General features: G+C 61.9%; 18 protein-coding genes and 2 tRNA genes. 11 read left to right on the plus strand and 9 right to left on the minus strand.

The window, feature by feature from the left end; all coding sequences use genetic code 11:
* Positions 1–189: 189 nt before the first annotated feature.
* Positions 190–3975, plus strand: a complete 3786-nt coding sequence (locus E5E97_RS12735) for a translocation/assembly module TamB domain-containing protein (protein WP_171280355.1) — start codon at positions 190–192, stop codon at positions 3973–3975.
* A 141-nt stretch (positions 3976–4116) separates the two neighbouring features.
* On the opposite strand, the gene E5E97_RS12740 is transcribed toward E5E97_RS12735, so the two are convergent.
* A tRNA-Tyr gene (locus tag E5E97_RS12740) sits at positions 4117–4201 on the minus strand.
* A gap of 52 nt (positions 4202–4253) precedes the next feature.
* A tRNA-Tyr gene (locus E5E97_RS12745) sits at positions 4254–4338 on the minus strand.
* Between the two features lie 125 nt (positions 4339–4463).
* On the opposite strand from E5E97_RS12745, the gene E5E97_RS12750 reads away from it, so the two are divergent.
* Positions 4464–4979: a VC2046/SO_2500 family protein gene (locus tag E5E97_RS12750; RefSeq protein WP_060389685.1), complete on the plus strand. Its 516-nt coding sequence runs from the start codon at positions 4464–4466 to the stop codon at positions 4977–4979.
* Between the two features lie 80 nt (positions 4980–5059).
* On the opposite strand, the gene raiA is transcribed toward E5E97_RS12750, so the two are convergent.
* The gene (raiA, locus tag E5E97_RS12755; protein WP_011705453.1) at positions 5060–5398 is read right to left on the minus strand and encodes a ribosome-associated translation inhibitor RaiA; all 339 of its coding nucleotides are present in this window, start codon (positions 5396–5398) and stop codon (positions 5060–5062) included.
* Positions 5399–5769: 371 nt separating this feature from the next.
* Here raiA and E5E97_RS12760 point away from each other — a divergent pair, with 371 nt between their 5' ends.
* The 5 genes from E5E97_RS12760 (at position 5770) to yciA (ending at position 13062) form a co-directional block, all read left to right on the plus strand.
* Positions 5770–8286, plus strand: a complete 2517-nt coding sequence (locus E5E97_RS12760) for a bifunctional diguanylate cyclase/phosphodiesterase (protein WP_171280356.1) — start codon at positions 5770–5772, stop codon at positions 8284–8286.
* Positions 8287–8370: 84 nt separating this feature from the next.
* Positions 8371–10287, plus strand: coding sequence for a transglycosylase SLT domain-containing protein (locus E5E97_RS12765; RefSeq protein WP_118881543.1), 1917 nt, complete (start codon positions 8371–8373; stop codon positions 10285–10287).
* 179 nt (positions 10288–10466) lie between these two features.
* The gene (locus E5E97_RS12770) at positions 10467–11465 is read left to right on the plus strand and encodes a LacI family DNA-binding transcriptional regulator (protein WP_171280357.1); all 999 of its coding nucleotides are present in this window, start codon (positions 10467–10469) and stop codon (positions 11463–11465) included.
* Positions 11466–11724: 259 nt separating this feature from the next.
* A complete protein-coding gene (locus tag E5E97_RS12775) occupies positions 11725–12537 on the plus strand; it encodes an NAD-dependent epimerase/dehydratase family protein (RefSeq protein WP_118881542.1) in 813 nt (270 codons plus the stop codon).
* Positions 12538–12666: 129 nt separating this feature from the next.
* Positions 12667–13062 (plus strand): acyl-CoA thioester hydrolase YciA, encoded by a 396-nt coding sequence (gene yciA / locus E5E97_RS12780; protein ID WP_005299258.1) that lies wholly within the window; start codon positions 12667–12669, stop codon positions 13060–13062.
* Between the two features lie 6 nt (positions 13063–13068).
* On the opposite strand, the gene E5E97_RS12785 is transcribed toward yciA, so the two are convergent.
* On the minus strand, positions 13069–13293 hold the full coding sequence (locus E5E97_RS12785) for a hypothetical protein (RefSeq protein WP_005299261.1): 225 nt from the start codon (positions 13291–13293) through the stop codon (positions 13069–13071).
* 111 nt (positions 13294–13404) lie between these two features.
* On the opposite strand from E5E97_RS12785, the gene E5E97_RS12790 reads away from it, so the two are divergent.
* On the plus strand, positions 13405–14250 hold the full coding sequence (locus E5E97_RS12790) for an endonuclease/exonuclease/phosphatase family protein (protein ID WP_016350239.1): 846 nt from the start codon (positions 13405–13407) through the stop codon (positions 14248–14250).
* An 84-nt stretch (positions 14251–14334) separates the two neighbouring features.
* Here E5E97_RS12790 and E5E97_RS12795 read toward each other — a convergent pair whose 3' ends face one another.
* Both E5E97_RS12795 and gloB read right to left on the minus strand, forming a co-directional pair.
* The gene (locus tag E5E97_RS12795; RefSeq protein ID WP_011705461.1) at positions 14335–15882 is read right to left on the minus strand and encodes a LysM peptidoglycan-binding domain-containing protein; all 1548 of its coding nucleotides are present in this window, start codon (positions 15880–15882) and stop codon (positions 14335–14337) included.
* 70 nt (positions 15883–15952) lie between these two features.
* Positions 15953–16717 carry a hydroxyacylglutathione hydrolase gene (gene gloB / locus E5E97_RS12800; RefSeq protein ID WP_017409839.1) on the minus strand — a complete coding sequence of 255 codons (765 nt, stop codon included), beginning with the start codon at positions 16715–16717 and terminating at the stop codon, positions 15953–15955.
* Between the two features lie 71 nt (positions 16718–16788).
* On the opposite strand from gloB, the gene E5E97_RS12805 reads away from it, so the two are divergent.
* Positions 16789–17511: a class I SAM-dependent methyltransferase gene (locus E5E97_RS12805; protein WP_016350242.1), complete on the plus strand. Its 723-nt coding sequence runs from the start codon at positions 16789–16791 to the stop codon at positions 17509–17511.
* Positions 17512–17566: 55 nt separating this feature from the next.
* Here the strand turns inward: E5E97_RS12805 and rnhA are convergent, their stop codons facing one another.
* Positions 17567–18031, minus strand: a complete 465-nt coding sequence (gene rnhA / locus E5E97_RS12810) for a ribonuclease HI (RefSeq protein WP_171280358.1) — start codon at positions 18029–18031, stop codon at positions 17567–17569.
* A gap of 52 nt (positions 18032–18083) precedes the next feature.
* On the opposite strand from rnhA, the gene dnaQ reads away from it, so the two are divergent.
* Together dnaQ and E5E97_RS12820 are read left to right on the plus strand one after the other, a co-directional pair.
* Positions 18084–18818, plus strand: a complete 735-nt coding sequence (gene dnaQ, locus E5E97_RS12815) for a DNA polymerase III subunit epsilon (RefSeq protein WP_171280359.1) — start codon at positions 18084–18086, stop codon at positions 18816–18818.
* Positions 18815–20080 carry a TIGR03503 family protein gene (locus E5E97_RS12820; RefSeq protein ID WP_118881540.1) on the plus strand — a complete coding sequence of 422 codons (1266 nt, stop codon included), beginning with the start codon at positions 18815–18817 and terminating at the stop codon, positions 20078–20080. Before dnaQ ends, E5E97_RS12820 begins: the two co-directional genes overlap by 4 nt.
* Positions 20081–20161: 81 nt before the next feature.
* On the opposite strand, the gene E5E97_RS12825 is transcribed toward E5E97_RS12820, so the two are convergent.
* Both E5E97_RS12825 and fadE read right to left on the minus strand, forming a co-directional pair.
* Positions 20162–21679, minus strand: coding sequence for an HD domain-containing phosphohydrolase (locus E5E97_RS12825; protein WP_171280360.1), 1518 nt, complete (start codon positions 21677–21679; stop codon positions 20162–20164).
* A 166-nt stretch (positions 21680–21845) separates the two neighbouring features.
* Positions 21846–24302 (minus strand): acyl-CoA dehydrogenase FadE, encoded by a 2457-nt coding sequence (gene fadE, locus E5E97_RS12830; RefSeq protein ID WP_049048830.1) that lies wholly within the window; start codon positions 24300–24302, stop codon positions 21846–21848.
* Positions 24303–24452 lie beyond the last annotated feature (150 nt).

Consider the following 24452-nt stretch of genomic DNA (forward strand, 5'->3'; position numbering starts at 1 on the left):
CTTCTCTTCTGTTCTCCTGACCGGCCGCTGCGGCTGCATCTTTCGCGGGGGTCTGCGCTGTGATCTGGGTAAAACGTATTTTTTTCTGGCCGCTGCGGCTGCGTCTTTCGCGGGGGTCTGCACTGTGATCTGGGTAAAACGCATCTTTCTCTGGCCGCTGCGGCTGCATCTTTCGCGGGGGTCTGTGCTGTGATCTGGGTAAAACGCATCTTTCTCTGGCTGATGGGGCTCATCTTCCTGCTGCTCATCGGCGTCAGCCTGCTGGGCTTCACCCATCAGGGCAACAAGTGGCTGTGGCAGCAGGCCAGGGCCGCCCTGCCTTCCCTCAAGGGGGAACTGGTGGCGGGCCAGCTTGGCTATGGCTGGACCCTGGAAGGGGTTGGCTGGCAGGACGAGCTGGTGGACGTCACGGTAGATCGCGCCGTGCTGGACTGGGATCTGGGCAAGCTGCTGCAGGGCAAGCTCTGGATCAAATCCCTTAACGTCACCCACCCGGTGGTCAAGGTCGCCGACTCCGAGCCGACCCCGGAAGAGCCGTCAGAGCCCTTCGTCTGGCACCCGCTGCCCCTGAAAATTCAGGTCGACAGCCTCCAGGTGGCGGATCTCGATGTGACGGTGCCCGGGGTGGGGGTGAGCCTCAAGTCCCTCGACATCGGCGCCACCCTCAGCCGCAAGGGGCTGATCGTGCAGGGGCCGGTGCTGGACGGCCTCAAGGTGACCCTGGCCGAGACGCAGGCCACCGAGGCTGCCAAACCGGCTGCCGCCAAGGCAAGCTCTCAAGACAAGGTTGCGGCCAAGTCGCCTGTCACCGCCAAGGCGAAGCCGGCGGATGAGAGCAAGGCGCAGCAGGCAACCAAGGCGGCCCCCATCGCGCTGCCCGCCATCCGGCTGCCGTTCCCCATCCAGCTGGAAGGATTGCAGGTCACGGCGTTTCGCTATCAGCAAGGTGAATTGATTGAAGGGCTCGACAAGCTGCTGCTGTCGGCCAGTGCCGAGGGGAGCGACATCGCGCTGCGCGAGCTCTCCCTGCGCCATGCCATGGCGGATCTGGCGCTCAAGGGCAAGATCCAGCTCAAAGACGATTATCCGCTCGCCCTGACTCTGGATGCCAAGGCCCGCAAAGGGCTGCTGGATGGCGAGCTGCAGGGGCAGCAGGCCAGCCTGACCCTGGGTGGCTCGGTGGGCAAGCTGGCACTGGCGCTGCAGGCCAAGGGGCCGGTGGCCGCCAGCCTCAAGGGGTCCTTGGCGGCCCTCGATCCCGACTTGCCCTTTGATGCGGCGCTGGAGTGGAAGAGCCTGGGTTGGCCGCTGCACAAGCCCGCCAAAGATGAGCCAAGCTACCGGCTGGACAAGGGCAGTTTGAGTGCCAAGGGCAAGCTCTCCGGCTACCAGTTTGCCTTGAATACCGCCGGCAAGGGCACGGACGTGCCGCCCTTCAAGCTGGTGCTGACGGGCAAGGGGGATCTGACGCAGCTGAACCAGATCAACCTGCTGCTCAATGCTCTCAAGGGGGAGCTCAAGCTGGACGGCAAGCTCGCCTGGGACAAGGGGGTTCGCTGGCAGGGCACCACGGAATTCAAGGGGATCAACCCGGCCGAGCTGGTGCCCGAGCTCAAGGGGGCGCTGGCGGGCAAGATTGCCAGCCGTTTCGAGCTCGATGAGGCGGGTCACTGGCAACTGCAACTGCCCGAGCTGAAGGTGGACGGCAAGCTCAACCAGTATCCGCTGGCCATCAAGGGCAGCGCGAGCGGCAACGAAAAGATGGAGTGGACCATCCCGGCGCTGGCGCTGCAAAGCGGCCCCAACCAGCTGCAGGCCAAGGGCAGCCTGAGCCAGCAGGCGTGGAAACTGGATGCGGATCTCGATGCCCCCAACCTGGCGGGGCTCTACCCCGGGCTCAAGGGGGACATCAAGGGGCAGGTACGCCTGACCGGCAATCAGCAAGCGCCGCGGGTCACCACAGAGCTGGCTGCCAGCCGCCTCTATTATGCCGGCACCGATCTGAAGGGGATCGCCATCAAGGGCAATGCCCTGGTCGGTGACAAGCCGGCAGGGGAAGTGGCCCTGACGGTGGCCAGCCTGGTACAGGGGGCGACCAGCCTCAGCCAGCTGGCGCTCAACCTGAGCGGCGATCTCAACCAGCACGTCCTGTCGCTCACCATGAAGGGCGACCCGGTGGCAGCCAACCTCAAGCTGAGCGGCGGTCTGCGCGGGGAGCGCTGGCGCGGTGCCCTCGGCGAGCTCAAGTTGAAGACGCCGCTGCGGCGCTGGGAGCTGAGCGCGCCCTGGGCCCTCGACCTCGATCTGCCGCGTCAGCGGCTGACCATGGGGGATCTCTGCCTCGGCTCCCAGGGGGCCAGCCTCTGCGTCAAAGGCAGCCAGGTGTCGGCCCAGCAGGGCAGCCTGGAGTTTGCCCTCAACCAGTTCGACCTCAAGCGCCTGCGGCCCTGGCTGCCGGACAACTTCCGCTGGCAGGCGGTGCTCTCCGCAGACGGGCGGGCCAGCTGGCGCGGCAATCAGCCAACCCTGCACGCCACCGTGCGCACCACGCCGGGCGCCTTCGTGGCCGACGAGCTCAAGACCGACTATCAGCGTCTCGAGCTCGGGGTGGACTTCGAGCGCCAGCAGGCGGCGATCCGGCTCGACTTTGCCTCCGAGCAGATCGGCAACATCGACACCAAGCTCTATATCCGGGATCCGTCCGGTCGCGGCAATCTCTCCGGCCAGCTCAAGTTTGACGACCTCAAGCTGACCACCTTCGCCCCGCTCATCCCCGAGGTGCGCTCACTGCAGGGGGTCATCTCGGCCGATGCCCGCTTCGACGGTACCCTGGCCTCGCCGCTGCTGTTTGGTCAGCTCAATCTGCTGGATGGGGAGGTGCAGACCCACTCCGACATGGTGACCCTCTCCAAGCTGGTGACCCGCCTCAAGATTGAAGGCAACCGGGCCGAGCTGGACGGCACCATGCTGGTGGGCAAGGGGCCGCTGGCACTGGGGGGCTGGCTGAGCTGGGCACAGCTGCCGGTCACCGGCAGCCTCACCATCCAGGGCAAGGAGCTGGAAGCCCAGTATCCGGGCATGGGCCGGGTGCGGGTCTCCCCGGACATCGCCATCTCGCTGGGGGAGGAGACCCGGATCACCGGTCAGGTCGACATCCCCTGGGCGCGGATCCTGGTCAAGAGCCTGCCCGAGAGCGCGGTGGCGGTGTCGGACGATGTGACCGTGGTCTACGACGATCTGCCGCCGGTGCCCAAGGCGGCGCCGCTGCCGATGGCGATCAAGCTGGCCATCCGGCTGGGTGACGACGTGCGGCTGGAGGCGATGGGGCTCAAGACTAAGGTGGGGGGCGGCATCAACATCCGCCAGGATCCCTCGCGGCCGCTGGCGGGCAACGGCCAGCTGGTGCTCAATGACGGGCGCTTCAAGGCCTATGGTCAGAACCTCATCATCAAGGATGGCCGCATCCTCTTCTCCGGCCCCCTCGATCAGCCGTTCCTCAACATAGAGGCGTATCGGGATCCCGATACCATCGAGGACAAGGTGACGGTGGGGGTGCGGGTGACCGGGCCGGCCAGCAAGCCCAAGATCACCGTCTACTCGGAGCCGCAGCTGGCCCAGTCCGAGCAGCTCTCCTATCTGCTGCGCGGCAAGGGGCTGCAGACCAGCGGCGAGGATGGCGGCTTCAACGGCCTGCTGGTGGCGGGCGCGATCAGCCAGGCCAACGGCGTGGTCTCCAGTCTGGGAGAATCCCTCGGCATGAGCGACGTGGCCCTCGACACTGCCGGCAGTGGCGACAACACCCAGGTGACCTTGTCGGCCTATCTGCTGCCGGGGCTGCAGTTCCAGTACGGGGTCGGGGTGTTCAGCCCCATCGCCGAGTTCAAGCTGCGCTACGAGCTGATGCCCAGGCTCTACCTGCAGGCCATGAGCGGGGTGGCCCAGGCGGTGGATATCTTCTATCGCTTCACCCTGTAGCGGACAGGAAGAGACAAGAACGGGAGGCGCAAGCCTCCCGTTTTTATGGGCGGCGTTGATGCGGCTGACGCTGATGTTGATGAACAGAGAGGGGATGCTGAAAAGCGAAAACCCGGCGCGAGGCCGGGTTTTCTTGAATGATGGTGGAGGGAGAAGGATTCGAACCTTCGAAGGCAGAGCCGTCAGATTTACAGTCTGATCCCTTTGGCCGCTCGGGAACCCCTCCACGGGGTATTGCCAATTTTTATCCACGGCGGGCGCCGTGACTGCACTTGAAATGGTGGAGGGAGAAGGATTCGAACCTTCGAAGGCAGAGCCGTCAGATTTACAGTCTGATCCCTTTGGCCACTCGGGAACCCCTCCACAAGTGCGAGGCGCATACTAACAGATCTGCCGGGGTTGTGAACCCCTTGGCTGGATTTTTCCTGCTTAAAGGATCGTATTTGCGGCCGATAAAGGATGAAACCACCGTTTCCAAGAGTTATCTCATGCTACCCAGCGCCATTCGTGAGCAGTGGCTGGTGGACGAGGCCCAGCTGGGGCAACGTCTCAACCAGGATCTCCAGCACGGAGACAGGGCTGACTTTCGCCTGCATCTGGCCCTGCTGACCGATGCGGTGGAAGAGCAGCCCTGGTTCGACCCGAGGCAGCCAGCAAAGGCTGAGAGCCGGGTCTGGCGCAGCCGCTTTGAGCTGCCGCCAGCCACGCCCTTGCAGGGCAGTGCAAATGATGAAGAGGCCGCTTTGCTCAACGAGCGGCTGCAACAGGGGGGCTCCATGGTGGATGTGCGGCTCTGGCTGGCGTTGCGCTCACCGCCGCTGCTCGGCGCCCCGCCGGCGCTGGAGCCCGCCGTCTATGACAACCTCTCGCCGCTTGGACGGGAGCGTTGGCAGGGCAAGCTGGCGGATCAGCCAAGACGCGACGATCCCCTGCTGATGCTGCCGATCCTCGATACGCTCAAGGCGGGGGTGGATGCCAGGCTGCACTGGCTAAGTGGTGGCTGAAGGCGACAAGCGCCGGTATTCGGGCAGCAAAAAGGCGGGAGATCCCGCCTTTGTCGTTGTTGGCTGTGCCGTGGCGCAGTTTAGGCGTCGGCTTCATCCTCTTGCGGTACTTCCTTGCCAGCCGCTGCGGCGCGACGGGCGATGGGTTTCTCGGTGTGACGGTTGAGCTGGCGTTCCAGCTTTTGCCCCAGTTCGGTGATGGCGGCGTACAAGTCCTCATGTTCTGCCTGGGCAAACAGCTTGCCGTTGGGGATGCCAGCAGTGGCTTCAACGATGAACATCAGACGCTCTTTGGAGACAATCACATGGGGTGTGATAAGAGGCACCTGAAGACGCTCGAGCTTGTCAAAACGGGATTCAATGCGCTCGCGGATAGCCGGGGTGATGTCGATGATTTTGCTGGTGATTTCGATTTTCATATTGGCCCCCTTCGGGTCGTCTTGCTTGTGTCTTCACCTTCAGATTACTCATGGCTGAACATTAAAATGTGATCTGCGTCACGAACTGTGGCCTTGCTTCCGAGGGGAGGAATAAATTGTGATCTTTTCCCGTTCTGCACCAAAAAGCGCTTGAGCTCCACGAAACTGGCAGGCAGTATGGAGAAACTTGGATCGTTTCTGTCCCTTCGTGGCAGCGCCGCATGTCGACCTCATGTCCGGTTTTCACCGCTTAGTCTCGCATCTTTTGCACTTTCTCCCCGCACCGCCCTTGCCGACGTGCGCGCTGTGAATGTGGGCGCTGTCAAGTCGTCAAGGGCTTGAACGTGGTTGTTGTGGTGTTGGAGTAGTACATGAAACAGCAGGCCACTCAGATGATGTGGTTTTATGATCGGCAACACGCCCAGTGGAGTCTGTCCGATCATGCCTCCTACCAGCTCTGGCAAGGAGAGGGGCCTCACCCCTGGTTCGGGCAATTGGCGGCAGATGACGAGGCCGGCTTTGCCGACTTTCTCGCCAGACTTTACCACTCACAGCAACCGGCCCAGTTCATCGGTCACCTCTGCGAGGAGGGCGGCGAGGTGCGCCATGTGCTCTGGAGCGGCCAGTACGTGCCGGCCCAGCAGATGTGCTGCGGCTGGATTGCGCCGCTCGACACCACCCGCAGTACCCAGCTGCCTGCCGACCTCTCCCAACAACTGCCGCTGCTGCAAGACCCCTTGTTGACCCAGCTGGCGCAGGCGCTCTCTGCCCGGACCGGGCTCGATTTCTTCAATACCCTGGTCAACCAGCTCGCCCACATCCTGGTGGCGGACGCGGTCTGGCTGGCGGAGCGCACCGGCAGCGGACGGCTCAAGGTGCTGGCCTGCCACGGCATCGACCTCAAGGAGTACGAACTCGACGGCATGCCCTGCCAGCAGGTCTATCTGGCGGGGGAGACCTGCGTCATTCCGCTGGCGAACGATCTGCCCTGCTGTACCGGTTTCAAGGCGGGGCAGGGCTACTACGGCCTGCCGCTGTGTGATCGCAACGGCCAGATCCTGGGCAACCTGGCGCTGATCTTCTCCGATCAGAGCGCGATCCCCAATCTGGGGTCGGTGCTGACCACCTTCTCCATGCGGATGGTGGCGGAGCTGGAACGGCTGCAGAGCGATGCCCAGCTGCGCCTGTCGGCCGTGGCGTTTGAAACCCATGAAGGGATCATCATCACCGACCCCGATTTCAAGATTTTGCGGGTCAACCACGCCTTCAGCCAGATCACCGGCTTTGACAGCCAGCGGGTGATCGGCCTGCATCTGGGCAACGATCTCTGGTGCGGGCTGGGGGGACTTGGCTACGAGCTCGGCACCCTGAGCCGCTGGCAGGGGGAGACTCAACGGCTGCACGCGGATGGCTACCCCTATCCGCAGTGGGAGATAGTCACCCCGGTGCAGGATGACAGGGGGGAGATCAGCCACTTCGTCATCTGTTTCGAAGATATCTCCGAGCGCAAGGAGGCCGAGCGCCGCATCCAGGATCTCGCCTACTACGACGAGCTGACCGGCCTGCCCAACCGCCGCCAGCTGCACGAAACCCTGGCCCACGCCTTTGGCGAGGCGAGCCGCGACTATCTGATCGGCGCCCTGCTGTTCATCGATCTGGATCACTTCAAGACCATCAACGACTCCCTCGGCCACGCCACCGGCGACTGGCTGCTCAAGGAGGTCGCCAGCCGGCTCAAGCGGCTGGTACGGCAGGGGGATTGTCTGGCGCGGCTCGGCGGCGACGAGTTCGTGCTGCTGTTGCCCTCGCTTTCGGCCAGCCCCCCCCAGGCGGAGATGCAGGCCGACCTTATCGCCGAACGGCTCATCAGCGAGATTGCGGCCCCCTACAACCATGCGGGCCAGGTGCTGCATATTGGCGCCAGTGTAGGCATCACCCTCTTCCCCGGCCGGGAGCAGGGGGTGGACGATCTGCTCAAGCAGGCGGACACCGCCATGTATCAGGCCAAGTCGGCCGGTCGCAAGACCCGGCGCTTCTTCGATGCCTCCATGCAGTTGCAGGCGGATCGCCGGCTGCTCATCCACAACGAACTGCGCAGCGCCCTTAACCAGCAGGAGCTGACCCTCTACTACCAGCCCCAACACATGGTGGAGGGGGGCGACATCATCGGCGTCGAGGCGCTGATCCGCTGGCAGCCGCCCGGCCGGGCCCTGGTGTCGCCCGCCGAGTTCATTCCCATCGCCGAGGAGACGGACCTTATCGTCGACATCGGCAACTGGGTGTTGTACGAAGCCTGCGCCCAGTACGTGCGCTGGGAGGAGAACGGCATTCACATCCCGCAGCTGTCGGTGAACGTCAGTGCCAAGCAGTTTCACGCCACCGATTTCGTCGACCGGATCCACGACATGCTGGCCTCCACCGGCATGGATCCCGCCAGCCTGAATCTGGAGATCACCGAGTCCGTGGTGCTGGGTCATGCGGAAGACACCATCAGCAAGATGAGCGAGCTCAAGGCGCTTGGCATCAGCTTTGCCATCGATGACTTCGGCGCCGGTTACTCCTCCCTGAGCTACCTCAAGCGGTTGCCGGCGGACGAGCTCAAGATCGATCGCTCCTTCATCCAGGATATCCCGCGCGATGGCGACAACATGGCCATCGTCGAGGCGGTGATCGCCATGGCGCGCCACATGGGCTTCAACGTGACGGCGGAAGGGGTGGAGTCGCGTCAGCAGCTGGAGTTTCTGCAGGCCCAGGGTTGCCACTTCTACCAGGGCTACCTGGCTTCCAAGCCGCTGCCGGTGCCCTATCTGGAGCGCTACGTGCAGCGCCTTGCCCGCAGTGAAAGCCCGCTGGCCGGGGGTAAAAATAGTCTCGCCGGCGAGCTGTAGCCCCTTGGGTTAACGGGTAGAATGAGGGAATATGACACCACCGCCAACGGGCGGTGGCATTGCCTCTCAATGGAGACGTCTCTCGTGAAAGCCGTGCAGGGAATCATTTTATCGGCGCTGTGCGTGCCGGGGCTGCTGACGCAGGTTGCGGCGCAGACCCTGGAACAATCTCTCTATCGCCAGGCTTATGACGCGGTGCGGGCCGACGATCAGGCCCGTTTTCAGCAAATTCGTGCCCGTTTGACCCATTATCCGCTGCTGCCCTATCTCGATTACTACCAGCTGGCCTTTCGGCCCGGGGCGGCAGAGTATGACGACGTGACCCGCTTCATCCGCGAGCACGGCGACACCCCCCAATCCAACCGGCTGGAGCGCAGCTATCTCACCTATCTGGCCCAGAGCCAGCAATGGTCCCAGTTCCTGCGCTTCTATCCGGCCAAGCCGAACTCCACCGATCTGCTCTGCATGCACTATCAGGCGCGCTACTACACCGGCCAGCAGAACCAGGCACTGCAGGAGGCGGGCAAGCTCTGGCTGAGTGGCCAGTCCCGCCCCGATGCCTGCGATCCCCTGTTCCAGCTCTGGCAGCAGGCCGGCTTGCGCACCCAGGAGAAGATCTGGACCCGCATGACCTTGGCCTTCGAGGCGGAGAACCCGAACCTCATCCGCCACCTCGGCGCCCAGCTTGGCAGCAGCATGAAGGCGTACGGGGATCAGATGATTACCCTGTTCGAGCAGCCCGCCAAGGCGATGAACACGGCCTATTTCACTACCGCCGCACCCTCCAAAACGTTGCTGCTGCTGGGGCTGGCCCGCTATGCCAACCAGCAGCCGGAAGCGGTACTGGGGCAGCTCGGCTATCTGCGCTCGCGTTTCGCGCTGAGTACCGCCGAACTCAAGCCGGTGGAACGGGCGGTGGCCAGACGGCTGCTGCTGGATCGCTCAACCGCCCAGCGCAACTGGCTGGATGCTACCGTGGTGCGCCAGGCCGACCCGGATCTGCTGGAGCTGCGGGCCCGGCTCGCCATCTGGGAGCAGGACTGGAAAGGTCTCTCCGGCTGGGTCAAGCGCATGCCCATGGGTCTGCAGAAGGAGGATCGCTGGCGCTACTGGCTGGCGCGCTCGCTGGAGGTACAGGGCCAGCAGAAACCGGCGCGGGATCTCTATCTGGAAACCGCCAATCTGCGTGGCTTCTACGGCTTCATGGCGGCGCAGCGCAGTGGCGTGCCCTATCGGATGAAGAATCAGAGCGTGGCGAAGAAGGTGCCGGACTGGCGCACCGCCAGCCGCCGCTGGCCCTTCCTGCTGCGGGTGCGTGAGTTGCTCGACATGAACGAGATCACGGCGGCGCGGGCGGAGTGGATCCACAACATGGATCGCAATCCGGTGGCCCAGCGCCTCGAGTTCGGCCACATCGCCCTCAACCAGGGCTGGCATGAACTGGCCATTCTGGCCAGCATCCGGGCTGAGGCCTGGGATGCCCTCGATTTGCGCTTCCCGCTGCCGCTCAAGCACACCTTCTCCCAGATGGCACAGGAGCGGACCATGAACACCAGCCTGCTCTACGCCATTTCCCGTCAGGAGAGCGCGCTCTACCCGCTGGCACAGTCGCCGGTCGGGGCGAGGGGACTGATGCAGCTGATGCCGACCACCGCCAAGGAGACGGCCAGCAAGCTGGGAGTGCCCTATCGCAACGAGCAGCAGCTGTTTGATCCCGCCATGAACATCCGCCTTGGCAGCGCCTATCTCAAGCGGCTGTTGGATGTGTACGACGGCAACCGGATCCTGGCGGCGGCGGCCTACAACGCCGGCCCCGGCCGGGTGAAACGCTGGCGCGATCAGAGTGCGGACAAGCCGATGGATGTCTGGGTCGAGAGCATCCCTTACAAGGAGACTCGCAACTATGTGCAGAACGTGCTGTCGTTCGATCTCATCTATCAGCACAAGCTGCAGCAGCCGCTGCGCTTCATGTCCGAGCGCGAGCTGAGTCACGCTTATTGAGACGGCTGCCGCCCTGGCGGCAGCCGGATTCCCATTCCCTCCCCAAAATGGTTATTATCCCATAAGGTTTTGTTACAAAAGGAAACCTGCCAGGTGATCGGGCGCCATCTCTTGGTCTGGCAGGTTCGTTATAATCGCCCGTTCAACACAGACAGGCTCCCCCAACAAAGGAATTGATAGTGGCAACGATTAAAGACGTTTCCCGGTTGGCTAATGTGTCCATTTCAACAGTGTCGCGAGTCATCAACAACACGGCGCAGGTGGCATCAGAAAAGCGTGAGGCCGTCATGGCGGCCATGAAGGAACTCAATTTTCGTCCCAACAGCTTTGCCCAGGCGCTGGTCAGCAAGCGCTCCAACTGTATCGGTGTGCTGGTGGGGGATCTGTGTGGTGGCCCCTTCTTCGCCCAGATGATGCGCGGCATCGAGAGCGTGGTGGACAAGGCGGACAAGTTCACCATCGTCATGTCCGGCAATCACGACGAGGTGCGCGAGCGCCACGCCATTCAGGCGCTGCTGCAGCGCCAGTGCGATGCGCTGATCCTGCACAGCAAGGCGCTGCCTGACGAGGAGCTGAGCGAGCTGGTGGCGGGCAGCACCCCGGTGGTCTTCATCAACCGCCAGGTGCCGGGGGCCGAAGATCGCTGTGTCTGGCTGGACAACCAGGCCGGCATCACCACTGCCTGCCAGCACCTGCTGGATGCGGGCCATCGCAAGATTGCCTTCGTCACCTCGGACGATGAAGAGTTCGTCGATGGCCAGCAGCGGATGGCAGGCTATCACCACGCCCTGCAGCGGGCCGGTATCGCTCTTGATCCTGCCCTCATCGGCCGCGCCTTTGCCGACGAGAACGGCGGCTACGTGGCGATGGGCGAACTGCTGGATCGGGGGGTTGAGTTTACCGCCGTGCTCGGTTTCAACGACGCCATGGTGGCGGGGGCCATCTCCTGTCTGCTGGAGCGGGGATACAAGATCCCGCAGCAGATCTCGGTGGTGGGCTTCGATGACATTCCCTATGCCCGCTACATCTATCCCAAGCTCACCACGGTGCGCTACCCCATCGAGGAGATGGGCGGCCGGGCTGCCGAGCTGGCGCTGAGCCTGCTGGATCACAAGCCGGCCGAGGGGCTGGAGCTCAAGTTCGAGGCCGAGCTGGTCAGACGGGAATCCGTCGCCTGAGTAGCCGACATTGGCCCTGAATGGGCCAATGTTGCTTCCCTATTTTGCGGAAAAATTGAAAGCGTTTTCAGAAATCCTTTTCAACTGTGATCCGCTTCAAAGCTTTTTGGACTGCCTGCCACTAGCATAGGCCCCACGAATTAGGAGCCTGTGCTCCCGATTTTCCCGCTGTGGGAGGTAACTGGTTAATCCAGCTATTTCCTTCGTTACTTTCGACGGTCATCATGGATGGCCGTTTTTTTTTTGCCAGGATTTTGTCATGACAACAGAGAGTGAATACCAGACGGGGATCGTGGGCGCTGGCTGGCTGGGGTTGCCGCTGGCCCGGGCACTGCAGGCCGAGGGTCGCCAGGTGGCAGTGACGGTCAGCTCGGCTCAGAAAGCCGCGCAGCTGAGCGCGGAGGGGTTGCAAGCCTGGCCGCTGCAGCTGGGCACCGGGCTGACCGCCCTGCCGTTTCGCTGTCGCGAGCTGGTGATCTGCGTGCCACCGAGCAAGGTCGAGGACTACCCGGCCGCCATCGGGCGGGTGGCCGAGCTGGCGCAGGCCGCCGGCGTGCAGCGGCTGCTGTTCGTGAGTGCCACCTCGGTCTGGGCGCTGGGGCAGGGGGAGGATGAAGACCCCATGCCTGCCCACGAGCGCGGGATGCGGATGCTGGCCGCCGAGCAGGCGGCGATGGGGGCTGGCATTCCCTGTGCCATGGTGCTGCGCCCGGCCGGGCTGTACGGGCCACAGCGTCATCCCGGCCGCTTCCTGGCGGGCAAGACCCTGGAGGGGGGCGGTCAGGCGGTGAACCTGGTGCACCTGGATGACGTGGTAGCCGCCTGTCAGCTGTTGCTGGCGCAGGGAAAGGATGGCGATGCCTACAACCTGAGCGCACCGGTGCACCCGCGCCGGGAGCAGTTCTACCCCTTTGCCGCGCGCCAGCTGGGCCTGCCGGCCCCGGTCTTCATCGAGCCGGCCGGCCGGTTTATCCCCGTCGAGGGGCTGCGCATCTGCGAGCAGCTCGGTTTTGTCTATCGCTGGCCCGATCCGGCGCACTGGTTTGCCGAGCTGGCGGCCCGGGGTCACTGAGCATTCCGCACTGTGCTATAGAGTGGGGCACAGGTGGCTCCAATGGGGTGGCGCGGCGGGCAATTGAGGTTTGCCAAGGGGGGGCTCGCCCCCTATCATGCCGCCATCCATAAAGAGAGAGCGGTAAAGATGGTAGATACAAGACGTCACCCCGATGGGGAACTGTTGCTGAGAACCCTGGCTATGCCAGCCGATACCAACCCCAATGGCGATATCTTCGGGGGCTGGATCATGTCCCAGATGGATATAGGTGGGGGCATCATGGCCAAGGAGCTGGCAAAAGGACGTATTTGTACCGTATCCGTCGAGGGCATGACCTTTCACAGCCCGGTCAAGGTGGGCGACGTGGTGTGTTGCTACGGGCGCTGCCTGAAGATCGGTCGCAGCTCCATGCGGCTGAAACTGGAGGTGTGGGTCAAGCCGGTGCTGCGTGAAAACGAGGCCCAGCGCTACTGCGTGACTGAAGGGATCTTCACCTATGTCGCCATCGACGAACAGGGAAAATCCCGTCCGGTACCGGTCTGATCCGGCTCAGATAAGCCGGGCGTTGATGATGGATATTTCCTGCTCAAACCCGGTTTTTTGCCGTATCATGCGTTCCAGCATCTCTTCCGAGCCGACGCACTGCTGCGTGTCGAACAGGCAGAGATCGCACTGGGGATCCCGTCTGATCTGATAGACGGTGGAAAGCTCCACTTGATGACAATTTCCTTGTTGATCATAAAATGTCACGCGGTACTGGTGCTGTCTCGCCATCGTTGAATTCCTTCTGGATGAGCCGGGCCGGACACGAGCTATCAGCCTAGTCGGCAGCGATGACATTTGTGATGGTCAGGACACAATGCAGAGGCAGGTGGTTGTTAGCCAATGAAAAATAGTTATCGCATTCTGGGTACGTCGCTGCTGACGTTGGGACTGGTCGGCTGTTTCGAGGTGCCGGATCAGGATCACCTGGTCACGGCGCAGGGCATCATTCCCGGCGCCAACTGCCAGAAGCCGCCGCTGGTGGCGCTGGCCTCCACCGCCTTGCCACGCGAGTTCGGCATTACCGTCTGGAATCTCTACAAGGGTCAGCGTAAAAACTGGCGCGAGGGGCTGGACGAGTATGCCAAATCCCAGGATCTGGTACTGCTGCAGGAGTCGGCGACCCGCCCCGACATGCTGGAATGGCTGAAGGCCGGAGATTTCCAGTGGCAGCAATTGCAAGCCTTTACTCAGGGCGGCGTCTCCTTCGGCGTGATGACGGTCGCCAAGACGCCACAGGCGTTCGTGTGCGGCGTGCGCTCCCCCGAGCCGCTGCTGCGCATCCCCAAATCCGGTCTGGTCAGCCTCTACCCCTTGCAGGGGGATCCTGACGGCGTGCTGGTGGTGAACCTGCATGCGGTGAATTTCGAGCTGGGAATGGCGACCTTTCGCGAGCAGCTCAACGATCTGACCGCCCTGATCCATCGCCATCAGGGCCCGGTCATTCTGGCCGGGGATTTCAACACCTGGAGCGACAAGCGCGAATTCTGGCTGAACAAGCTAGTGGGCGAACTGGGGCTGCAGGAGGCGATCCCGGTGCCGGATCTGCGCCGGACCGCGTTCGGCCGGCCGCTTGATCACCTCTACTACCGCAACCTGGACCTGGTGGAAGTGAGCAGCCCGGCGACCGATGCCTCGGATCACAACCCCATCATGGCCCGTTTCGCGGCTCAGGCCATCACCCCCTGAATCCGTACTGGCCACCAGGGTGGCCTGTTCCAGATAAAAAATACCCCGCTTTTGGCGGGGTATTTTTTATGAAGCGATGAACGATCAGCTGTTGTTCTTCACGAACAGGGTCAGCTCCTGACCCGGCTTGAGGTAATCGCTCTTGCCCAGCTGATTCCAGCGCATCACATCCATCACAGCAACCTGAAAACGGGCGGCGATAGAGGAGAGGGAATCACCGCGGCGCACCTGATAGACCATGGACTTGTTGCTGCTCTTGCCCTGCTTGGGCCAGACCACCAGCTTCATGCCAGGCTTCAAGGCCGACTTGGCGTTGAGACCGTTCCACTTGGCCAGCTCGTCATGGGTGACCCCATGCGCCTGGCTGATGCTCCACAGATTGTCACCGGCACGCACCTTGTACTGGATCTTGCCGGCACTGCGGCTGGCGAGCTGCTGTGGCTTGCTCTGGGCGCTCTGGCTGACCACCGGCTTGCTGCCGCTGGTCGGGATCATCAGGGTCTGGCCACGGCGCAGGTGGTTGCCACTCAGGTTGTTGGCCAGCTTGAGCTGCTGCACGCTCACCCCGTGATTCTGGGCGATACGGGAGAGGGTGTCGCCGCTGGTGACCTGATAGGAGCGGGTGCGGATGCGCTCGCTCTGGGGCAGATCGGCCAGGGCCAGCTCCAGGGTGTCGGCATACTCGACCGGTACCAGCAGGCGATAGGGCCCCTTGGGTGAGGTCGACCAGCGCGTCAGGGCCGGATTGACCTCTTTCAGCTGGGCCGGACGCAGGCCTGCCAGCTGGGCTGCCACGTTCAGATCGATCTGGCCGCCGGTGTTGACCACCCGCAGCTGAGGCTTGTTGGCCAGTACCGGCAGGGTGACATTGTACTTGTCCGCATTGCGGATCATGTCGGCCATGGCCAGGATCTTGGGCACATACATCCGGGTTTCGCGGGGCAGATCGAGTGACCAGTAGTCGGTCGGTCGGCCTGCCTTCTGATTGCGGGTGATGGCGTTGCGCACCCGTCCTTCACCGGCATTGTAAGCCGCCAGCGTCTGCAGCCAGTCGCCGTCGAAGAAACGGTTCAGGTACTCCAGATAATCCAGCGCGGCATTGGTGGAGGCCAGTACATCGCGGCGGCCGTCGTACCAGTTGTCGTGGCGCAGGCCGAAGTTCTTGCCGGTCGCAGGAACGAACTGCCACAGACCCACCGCATTGCTGCGGGAACGGGCGTGGGGATCGAACATGCTCTCGATCATGGGGATGGTAATAAGCTCCATTGGCAGCTCACGCCGTTCGATTTCCTCTACCATCAGATACAGGTAGGGCTCAGCCCGGCTGGCAATGGTCGCCAGATGCTTATCATTGCGCAACAACCAATCACGCTGCTGGCGGACACGGTCGTTCTCCTGCGGATCAAACTGCATATCATCGCTGATACGCACCCACAGGTTATCGGTGTCATCCAGTTCGTCGATCTGTTCGTCTCCGAACAGGAAGCGCGCCGAATGTTTTTTATACGCTTTTTTGTTGACTTGGGGGGACTTGATCGGCTCGATTGCCGTTAGCGCCCGGTCATCCTGATGGCTCAGGTTTTGGCAGCCGCTGAGAAACAGCGCCGCCAATAAGGCCGTTCGTACCTTCATCTCGCTCAGGTCATCTTTAGGAAAAACAGCTCGCATCATAAGGGGCAATGGCCCCCTGATCAAGGTTTGTTCAAAAAACGTCCTTCCAGGATCGCAGCACGGTGAAGGTATCCTCTGGATTTTCCAAGCATTTTAAGGCGTGTTTCTCAGCAGAAAATTTCACGGAATCCTGCTCGCATCGCAGAAAAACGTTGAACTCCCGCTCATCCCCCAGCCGTGAGGGCAGACTCGGCAGACCCTGCTGGCGCAGCTTGCTGATCAGCCCGATCCGCTGCTGGATCGCCTGGTTGTCCGGCTCGACCGCGTAGGCGAAACGCAGGTTGGAGAGGGTGTATTCATGGGCACAATAAATGAGGGTGTCGTCGGGCAGGGCGGCGAGCCGCTGCAATGAGGCGTGCATCTGGGCCGGGGTGCCTTCGAACAGGCGGCCGCAACCGGCACTGAAGAGGGTATCGCCACAAAACAGCATGCCATGGCCGTAATAGGCGATGTGGCCATGGGTATGGCCGGGCACATGGATCACCTCAAGACTCAGGCCATGCCAGTTGATCTGATCCCCGTCATCGAGCCACTGGCCGTGATGAGCGGGCATGGGGTCAAGTTTGGGACCATAGAGTCTGGCGTGGGGGAAGTGGCCGAGCAGGGCGGTAACGCCTCCCACATGATCGTGGTGGTGATGGGTCAGCAGAATCGCGTCGAGCTGCAGGTCCAGTGCAGCCAGCCGCTCCAGCACGGGTTCGGCATCGCCCGGGTCGACGACCAGGCAGTGATTTTCGTGTCGGATCAACCAGATGTAGTTGTCGTTAAAGGCAGGAACTGTGATCACTGGATACATGAGTCTGCTTCTCTTTATGGAGGGTATCTTATATAACTGGATGGCGTTCGAACCCCAAGTTGAGCCCTATTATGCAGGTGGCACGTACCGAACAACAAATCGAGATCCCGACCAGCTGGTCGGCACTGCCCATGGGGGACTGGGTAGCGGCCGAGATCCAGGAACGGCTCGACAGCTGGTGCCCACATCTGTTTGGTTATCATCTGCTTAAAGTCGGGGCGCTGAGCGCCGAACTCTCCTGCGGCTGCTCTTCCATTCGCCACCAGATAGGGGTCGCCCCCAGCGGCAGATTGCTGGATCTCAAGGGCGATCCACTGGCCTTGCCGGTGCGCACCGGCAGCGTGGATGCCTGCCTGCTGGCCCACTGTCTTGACTTTTCGCCAGACCCCCACCAGGTGCTGCGCGAGGCGGAGCGGGTGCTGACCGACGATGGCTGGCTCATCGTCAGCGGCTACAATCCGCTCAGCCTGGTCGGCATCGGCCACTGCCTGCCTTTCCTGCGTCAACATCTGCCTTGGTCGGCCCGCATGTTCACTCCGGCGCGGGTCACCGACTGGCTGCAGCTGCTCGGGTGTGAAGTGATGTTTGATGAGCGCTTTGGCTACTCGTTCATGGGCAAGCAAAGCCGGATCGGCTGGTGGCGGGAGAGTGTGGGGCGGGATTATTGCAGGCCGTTTGCGTCCGTCTACGTGATAGCGGCGCGCAAACGGCGCTTCCCCCTGACGCCGGTGCGCCGCCGCTGGCGCTTGCCCGAGTCGATAGCGACGCCGGGCATGGCGCGTCAGGGTTGGTAGCCAGTCTCTGGAGGCTCGGCGGGCGAGCGGCCCTCACGGGTGAGGCTGGCCCGGATCAGGGGTGGTAGCCGGTATCCTCGGCCAGCTGCTTGCCGCTGGCGGCCTCGCGGGCCAGCTCGTCACAGCGTTCGTTTTCCGGGTGACCGGAGTGCCCCTTGACCCAGAGCCATTCGATCTGATGGCGCGCCACTTCCGCATCCAATGCCTGCCAGAGATCGACGTTCTTGACCGGCTGGCGGCTGGCTGTCACCCATCCTTTCTTCTTCCAGCCGATGATCCACTGGGTGATCCCCTGGCGCACATACTGGCTGTCGGTGGTGAGTCTGACCTGGCAGGGCTCGTTCAGGGTGCGCAGCCCCATGATGGCGGCCATCAGCTCCATCCGGTTGTTGGTGGTGAGGCGAAAACCGCCGGCGAGCTCCTTGCGGTGCTTGCCATAGACCATGACGGCACCATAGCCGCCAGGGCCCGGGTTGCCGAGACAGGAACCATCCGTATACAAATCGATCTTTTTTAGCATGAGTCTTGGGGTAAACTAGCGGGTAAAGCCGAAGTTTGACATAGATTGGATCATGAACACACCCCAACTGAATCGCCAGATCATTCTGGATACTGAAACCACAGGTATGAACACCGCCGGTGGCCCCGTCTATCTGGGACACCGCATCATCGAGATCGGCTGTGTGGAGGTGATCAACCGCAAGCTGACCGGTAACCACTTCCACGTCTACATCAAGCCGGATCGGCTGGTGGACCCCGAGGCCATTCAGGTTCACGGTATCACCGACGAGTTCCTGCGTGACAAGCCGTCGTTCAGCCAGATATCCGACGAGTTCATCGAGTTCATCCGCGGTGCCGAGCTGATTGCCCACAACGCGCCGTTTGACGTGAGCTTCATGGACTATGAGTTCGGCAAGCTCGGCCTCAATTTCAAGACTGCCGACATCTGCGGCATCACGGATACCCTGGCGATGGCGCGGGACCTGTTCCCGGGCAAGCGCAACAACCTCGACGTGCTGTGCGATCGCTACGGCATCGACAACTCGCACCGTACCCTGCACGGGGCTTTGCTCGATGCGGAGATCCTGGCGGACGTCTACCTGCTGATGACGGGTGGCCAGACCAAGTTGAATCTGGCTACCGAGAGCAGCGAGAATGAGAGCAATCAGGACACCAGCATCCGCCGGTTGGAGAGCAATCGCCCACCGCTCAAGGTGATCCGTGCCAGTGCCGAGATTGAGGCGGTGCACGAAGCGCGGCTGGATCTGGTGCAGAAAAAAGGAGGAGCCTGCCTGTGGCGGCAATGAGCAAGCTATGGGGTGGCCTGCTGTTATTGGCCTCGCTGACTGCCTCGGCCAACGAGGTGTTTGCCCCCTCCGACATTCCCCTGCTCGACAATCGCTTTCGCATTGATTACGGGGTGAAAGAGATCACCTTCATCGTGACGCGCAAGCCGGGCACCCCGTCGGTGATCCTGGTGCGTCCGGACGGCAGCAAGCTCTATGTGGGCAAGGTGACGCCCCCCGATGTGGGCTGGCTGGCGCTCAAGGATCAGGATCTCATCACCATCCGTGATCCCATGCCGGGCCCCTGGCAGGCCATCGGCGAAGTGGACCCGGACAACCGGGTGCGCCTGCTGTCGAACATCAGGCTGGAAACCGATCAACTGCCGACCCAGCTCTATCAGGGGGAAAGGGTCAAGCTCAAGTCTTGGCTGCTGATCGACGATGCACCGCCCAAGGCCGGTTATTACCTGACCGACCTTGGCATGACGGTGCGATTGCAGCGTTTCAACGACGCCAAGCAGGAGGGGGAGCCCATCGTTGACGAAGTGCTCGGCCACTATCGTGACGATGGCAAGGGGCTCGACGAGGTGCCGGGTGACGGCATCATGACCGCCGAGGCGGTGCTGGATGTGGCTGCTGGCAAATACCGCGCCATGTATAGCACGGGCAATCAGGTGTTCTCCCGCGCTCGCTATCAGGACGTGCTGATCTACCCGTTGCCGGTCAGCTATACCCTGGCACCTCCCTCGCAGGAGTTTGGCGCCAAGCTCTCCTTCCTGATCGATGCCGATGAGCTGGATCCGGCCTCCGTGGTTATTGAGGGCAAGGCGACCAACACGGTGGGAGCCAGCATGGCGTTCAATGCGGTGGCGACCGAACCCGGGGTGGAAGTGGATCTCTCCGCCATCAAGGAGGTTGGCCAGTATGAGGTGAACGCGACCCTGTTTGGCACGACCCGGCTGGGCCGCGAGATCCAGGTCACGCTGCCGGTGAAATCGTTCAATATCTTCCCGGTGCTGGCGGTTGAGCCATCGGCGGCCTCTGCGGCCTCTGAAACCTCGGCTGCAGTGCCCAACCAGGTGAAATTCGAGGAAAAACAGAGCAGCGGCTGGCTGTTCTGGCTGCTGGGTGGGGTTGGCATCCTGCTGGTCTTGCTGGGCGGCGTCGGTTTCATCTTGCTGCAAAAGCGGCGGGCACTGAAAAAAGCGATGGCGGCGCAGAAGGCCGAGAGCGAAAGCGCCAAGCCGGAAGCCAAGCTCGATCTGAACCTGCCCGAACAATAACCGGGCAACCGCATGAAAAAGCCGCCCATTGAGGCGGCTTTTTTATTTGTGGGGAAGCGGGTTAGCTGCAACCCTTCTGCATCAATGTTCCCCGACGTAGATGTCTTTGTGTTGATCGCGGATCTCGAGGAATTTGTCGAGGTTGGCCAGCATCAGTTCTACCAACTGGGGATCGAAGTGCTGACCTTTCTCCTCCTGGATCAGCGCCAGTACCTTGTCCAGCGGCCAGGCCTTCTTGTAGCAGCGATCCGAGCCGAGCGCATCAAACACGTCGGCCAGCGCCACCACCCGCCCTTCCAACGGAATGGCATCACCTTTGAGGCCACGGGGATAGCCGCTGCCATTCCACTTTTCATGGTGGTTGCCGGCGATGGTGGCGCCAATCTGGAACAGTGCCAGATCGCTGCCGGAGAGCATATCTTGTCCCAGCTGGGCGTGGGTCTTCATGATCTCCCACTCTTCGGGGGTCAACTTGCCCGGTTTGTGAAGGATGGCATCCGGGATGCCCACCTTGCCGATGTCGTGCAGCGGGGAGGCGCGCTTGATGAGCTCGCTCTGCTCCTCGCTCATGCCGAGCAGCTGGCAGAACAGTTCGGTGTAGAGGGCGACCCGTTTCACGTGCAGGCCGGACTCCTTGGAGCGGGTCTCCACCAGCTCGCCGATCCGATAGATGATCTCGCGCTGGTTGTCGGCGATGACCTCGTTGAGCCGGATGTTCTCCAGTGCCACTATGATGTTTTCGGTAAACAGGCTGAGCAGCCCCATGTCCATCTGGCTGAGCTGACGAGTGGTCTCGATATGAAACAGCAGGTGATGACGGGGGTTCTGGCAGTAGAGCACCATCTGGTTGCCATCATAGACGTTGGCACGATTGGCCATGGCCTGGCGCAGAATAGAGGGTGCATCCGCCAGTCGCAGTGACGGGTGGCCCGGCAGCAGGGGCTCCAGAATTTGATCCCGCACTTCGTAGGCGAACTGCTTCACGTCGTAGATTTGAGACTCTTCCAGACTGAGCAGGGCCCCGAGCTGTTCCTGAGCACCTTCGACAAACTGGCGCAGGGCCCGTTTCTCGAAGATCCCCTTGGAGGCCTCGATGACTTTTTCCAGCCCCTGGCGATTGCTCTCCAGCGTGCGGATGTCGCGGTATGAACGCAGGCTGGCCCGCAGCAGGGTGCGCAGCTTCTGGGAGGTGAGCTCGGTTTTGTCCTTGTAGTCGTTAATGTCGTAGTTGGTGACCACGTCATCTTCCGGGGCCTGACCGGGTTGGCCGGTACGCAGCACGATGCGCACCATCTTGTTTTGCAGATCCTCGCGCACGAATTTGACCACATCGAGGCCGGCGTGATCGACCTCCATGACCACGTCCAGCAGCAGCAGTGCTACGTCCGGGGTCTTGGCGAGCAGCTCCCTGGCCTGGGCGGCTGAATAAGCATGCAAAAATTCAATGGGTCTATTATCGAATTCAAACTTGCTCAGGGTGATCTTGGTGATGCGATGAACCTCGAGTTCATCGTCCACAATCATCACCTTCCATCCAGCCTGCTGGTCATCGAGAAGGGGCAGATCGTCATCGTCAATAATCAGGATTTGGTCATCCATCATGCAATCCTGTTTGGGATCCTGTGCTTACATTAACTGCTTCACTAAGGATAGGAAACTTATTGAGAAATAAAATTTGATCTGTGAAATCTCTTTGTCGTCATCCTGTTGCAGCCCCATAAAAAAACGCCTCCACATGGGAGGCGTTTGACTATCAATGTGTCTGTCAGGCGGCTCTGTGATAGGCCGATGGCTCGAACAGCGCCTTGTTGGCCACCAGGTCGATGGGATCAAAATCATCGACGTTGATGGTGCGCAGGCGGCTCTCTTCGGCGCGGCGCAGCAGGTCCGCTTCGGTCTGGTTGAGAACTCCCTGCGCTAGGCCGATCTCTGCCACCTTGTCCAGTTGCATAAACGGACGCTTGATGCCGTCAGCCTTGCATACTTTCTCAAACAGCGGCTCGGCAGAGAGCACGTCGTCCAGCGCCTGCTCCAGCAGGCCGAAGGGGTTGCCCTCTTCGCGGGTGAGATACTGCCCCTGGGCCAGACGGCTGCGGGTTTCACTCGGAGTTTGCAGCAGGCGGGCGACCTGGCTGTCCAGCTTGTCGCTCGGGCGCTTCAGGTCGCGACCCAGCGGCAGCACGATGACGCGCAGAGCCAACCCAATCCAGCGATTCGGGAAGTTGCGCAGCAACTCGTCGATGGCTTCCTGTGCCTTGAACAGGGCGTCTTGCAGCGCCCAGTGCAGCAGCGGCAGGTCGGCATGCTGACGACCCTCATCCTGATAGCGTTTGAGGGCGCTGGAGGCCAGATAGAGCTGGCTCAGTACGTCGCCAAGACGGGCGGAGACCCGCTCCTTGCGCTTGAGCTCGCCACCCAGGGTGCCCATGGCCATGTCTGACAGGAAGGCCAGGTTGGCCGAGAGGCGGGATAGCTGCTGGTAGTAGCCCTTGGTCTGATCCTTGAACGGCGCGGCGGCGAAGCGAGCTCCGGTTAACCCTAACCAGAAGCTGCGCACCAGATTGCTGATGGCAAAGCCGACGTGGCTGAACATCGCCTTGTCGAAGTCCTTGAGGGCCTGTTCCTGATCCGGGTGGCTGGCGGCCAGCATCTCCGGCAGCACGTACGGGTGGCAGCGGATGGCGCCCTGACCGTAGATGATCATGCTGCGGGTCAGGATGTTGGCCCCTTCGACCGTGACGGCGATGGGAGCACCCTGATAGCCGCGGGCCAGATAGTTGTTGGGGCCCATGCAGATGGCCTTGCCGCCGTGGATGTCCATGGCATCGATGATGCACTTCTGGGCGCGGTCGGTGAGGTGATATTTGACGATGGCGGAGATGACCGAGGGTTTTTCGCCCAGGTCGATGCCGGTCACGGTCAGGTTGGCGGCGGCTCCCATGATGTAGGCGTTGCCACCGAGACGGGCCAGCGGCTCTTCAATCCCTTCCATTTTGCCGATGGGCAGTTTGAACTGGCGACGGATACGGCTGTAGGCGCCGGTCGCCAGGGCGAGCATCTTGACGCCGCCGGTGCTGTTGGAGGGCAGGGTGATGCCGCGCCCGACTGACAGACACTCCACCAACATGCGCCAGCCCTGACCGGCCATGGCCGGGCCGCCGATGATGAAGTCGAGCGGGACGAACACGTCCTTGCCGCGGGTCGGGCCGTTCTGGAACGGTACGTTGAGCGGGAAATGGCGGCGGCCGATTTCGACTCCCTTGATGTGGGTCGGAATGAGGGCGCAGGTGATGCCGAGCTCTTCTTCGTCACCCAGCAGGTGATCCGGGTCGCGCAGTTTGAAGGCCAGACCCAGTACGGTCGCGATGGGGGCGAGGGTGATGTAGCGCTTGTTCCAGGTAAGGCGCATGCCGAGCACCTCTTCTCCTTCCCACTCACCCTTGGCGATGATGCCGAAGTCGGGGATGGAGCCGGCGTCGGAACCCGCCTCCGGGCTGGTCAGGGCGAAGCAGGGGATCTCCTTGCCGACCGCCAGACGGGGCAGGTAGTAATCCTTCTGCTCATCGGTGCCATAGTGTTGCAGCAGCTCGCCCGGGCCCAGCGAGTTGGGCACGCCGACGGTGGAGGCCAGCACGGCACTGGCGCCGCACAGCTTTTGCAGCACGCAGGATTGGGCATAGGCGGAGAATTCCAGCCCGCCATATTTCTTCTTGATGATCATGGCGAAGAACTTGTGGTCCTTCAGGTATTGCCACACTTCGGGAGAGAGGTCGGCCCGCTCGTGGGTCACTTCCCAGTCGTTGACCATGCGGCACACTTCTTCAACCGGGCCGTCCATAAACGCCTGCTCTTCGGCAGACAGCGTGCTGACCGGAATGGCGTGCAGCTTTTTCCAGTTCGGGTTGCCGGCAAACAGGTCTGCTTCCCACCAGGTGGTGCCCGCTTCAATGGCCTCTTTTTCGGTGCGGGACATCTCCGGCATGATGGATTTGTAGAGTTTAAACAGCGGCTTGGTCAGCTGGTTGCGACGAAAATCCACCAGGTTGAGGGGGATGGCGATCACGGCAAACAGCGCCCAGACCAGCAGGGGAACGTGGCCATAGAGGGTGCCGACAATCAGGGCTGCCGCAGTGGCAAGCGTGGAGGTGAACAGAGACGCCCGGCGATAAGCCATGGCGCCGATCACCAGGATCACTCCGAGCAGAGTGAGGGTCGTCGTCATTTTTCGCTCCTTGCATGAGTTGCCGAAGTTGGGTGAATATGATTGAACTGATCCAGAGGTCTGACCTGTTGGATATGGTCCCTGTTGTAATTCATACGCACAAACTTATCAAGCTGTTTACAAGCTTGTTACCTTGGCTCTGTGATCGGC

Source organism: Aeromonas sp. 2692-1 (genome assembly GCF_013085505.1).
GTDB classification, from domain to species: Bacteria; Pseudomonadota; Gammaproteobacteria; order Enterobacterales; family Aeromonadaceae; genus Aeromonas; species Aeromonas hydrophila.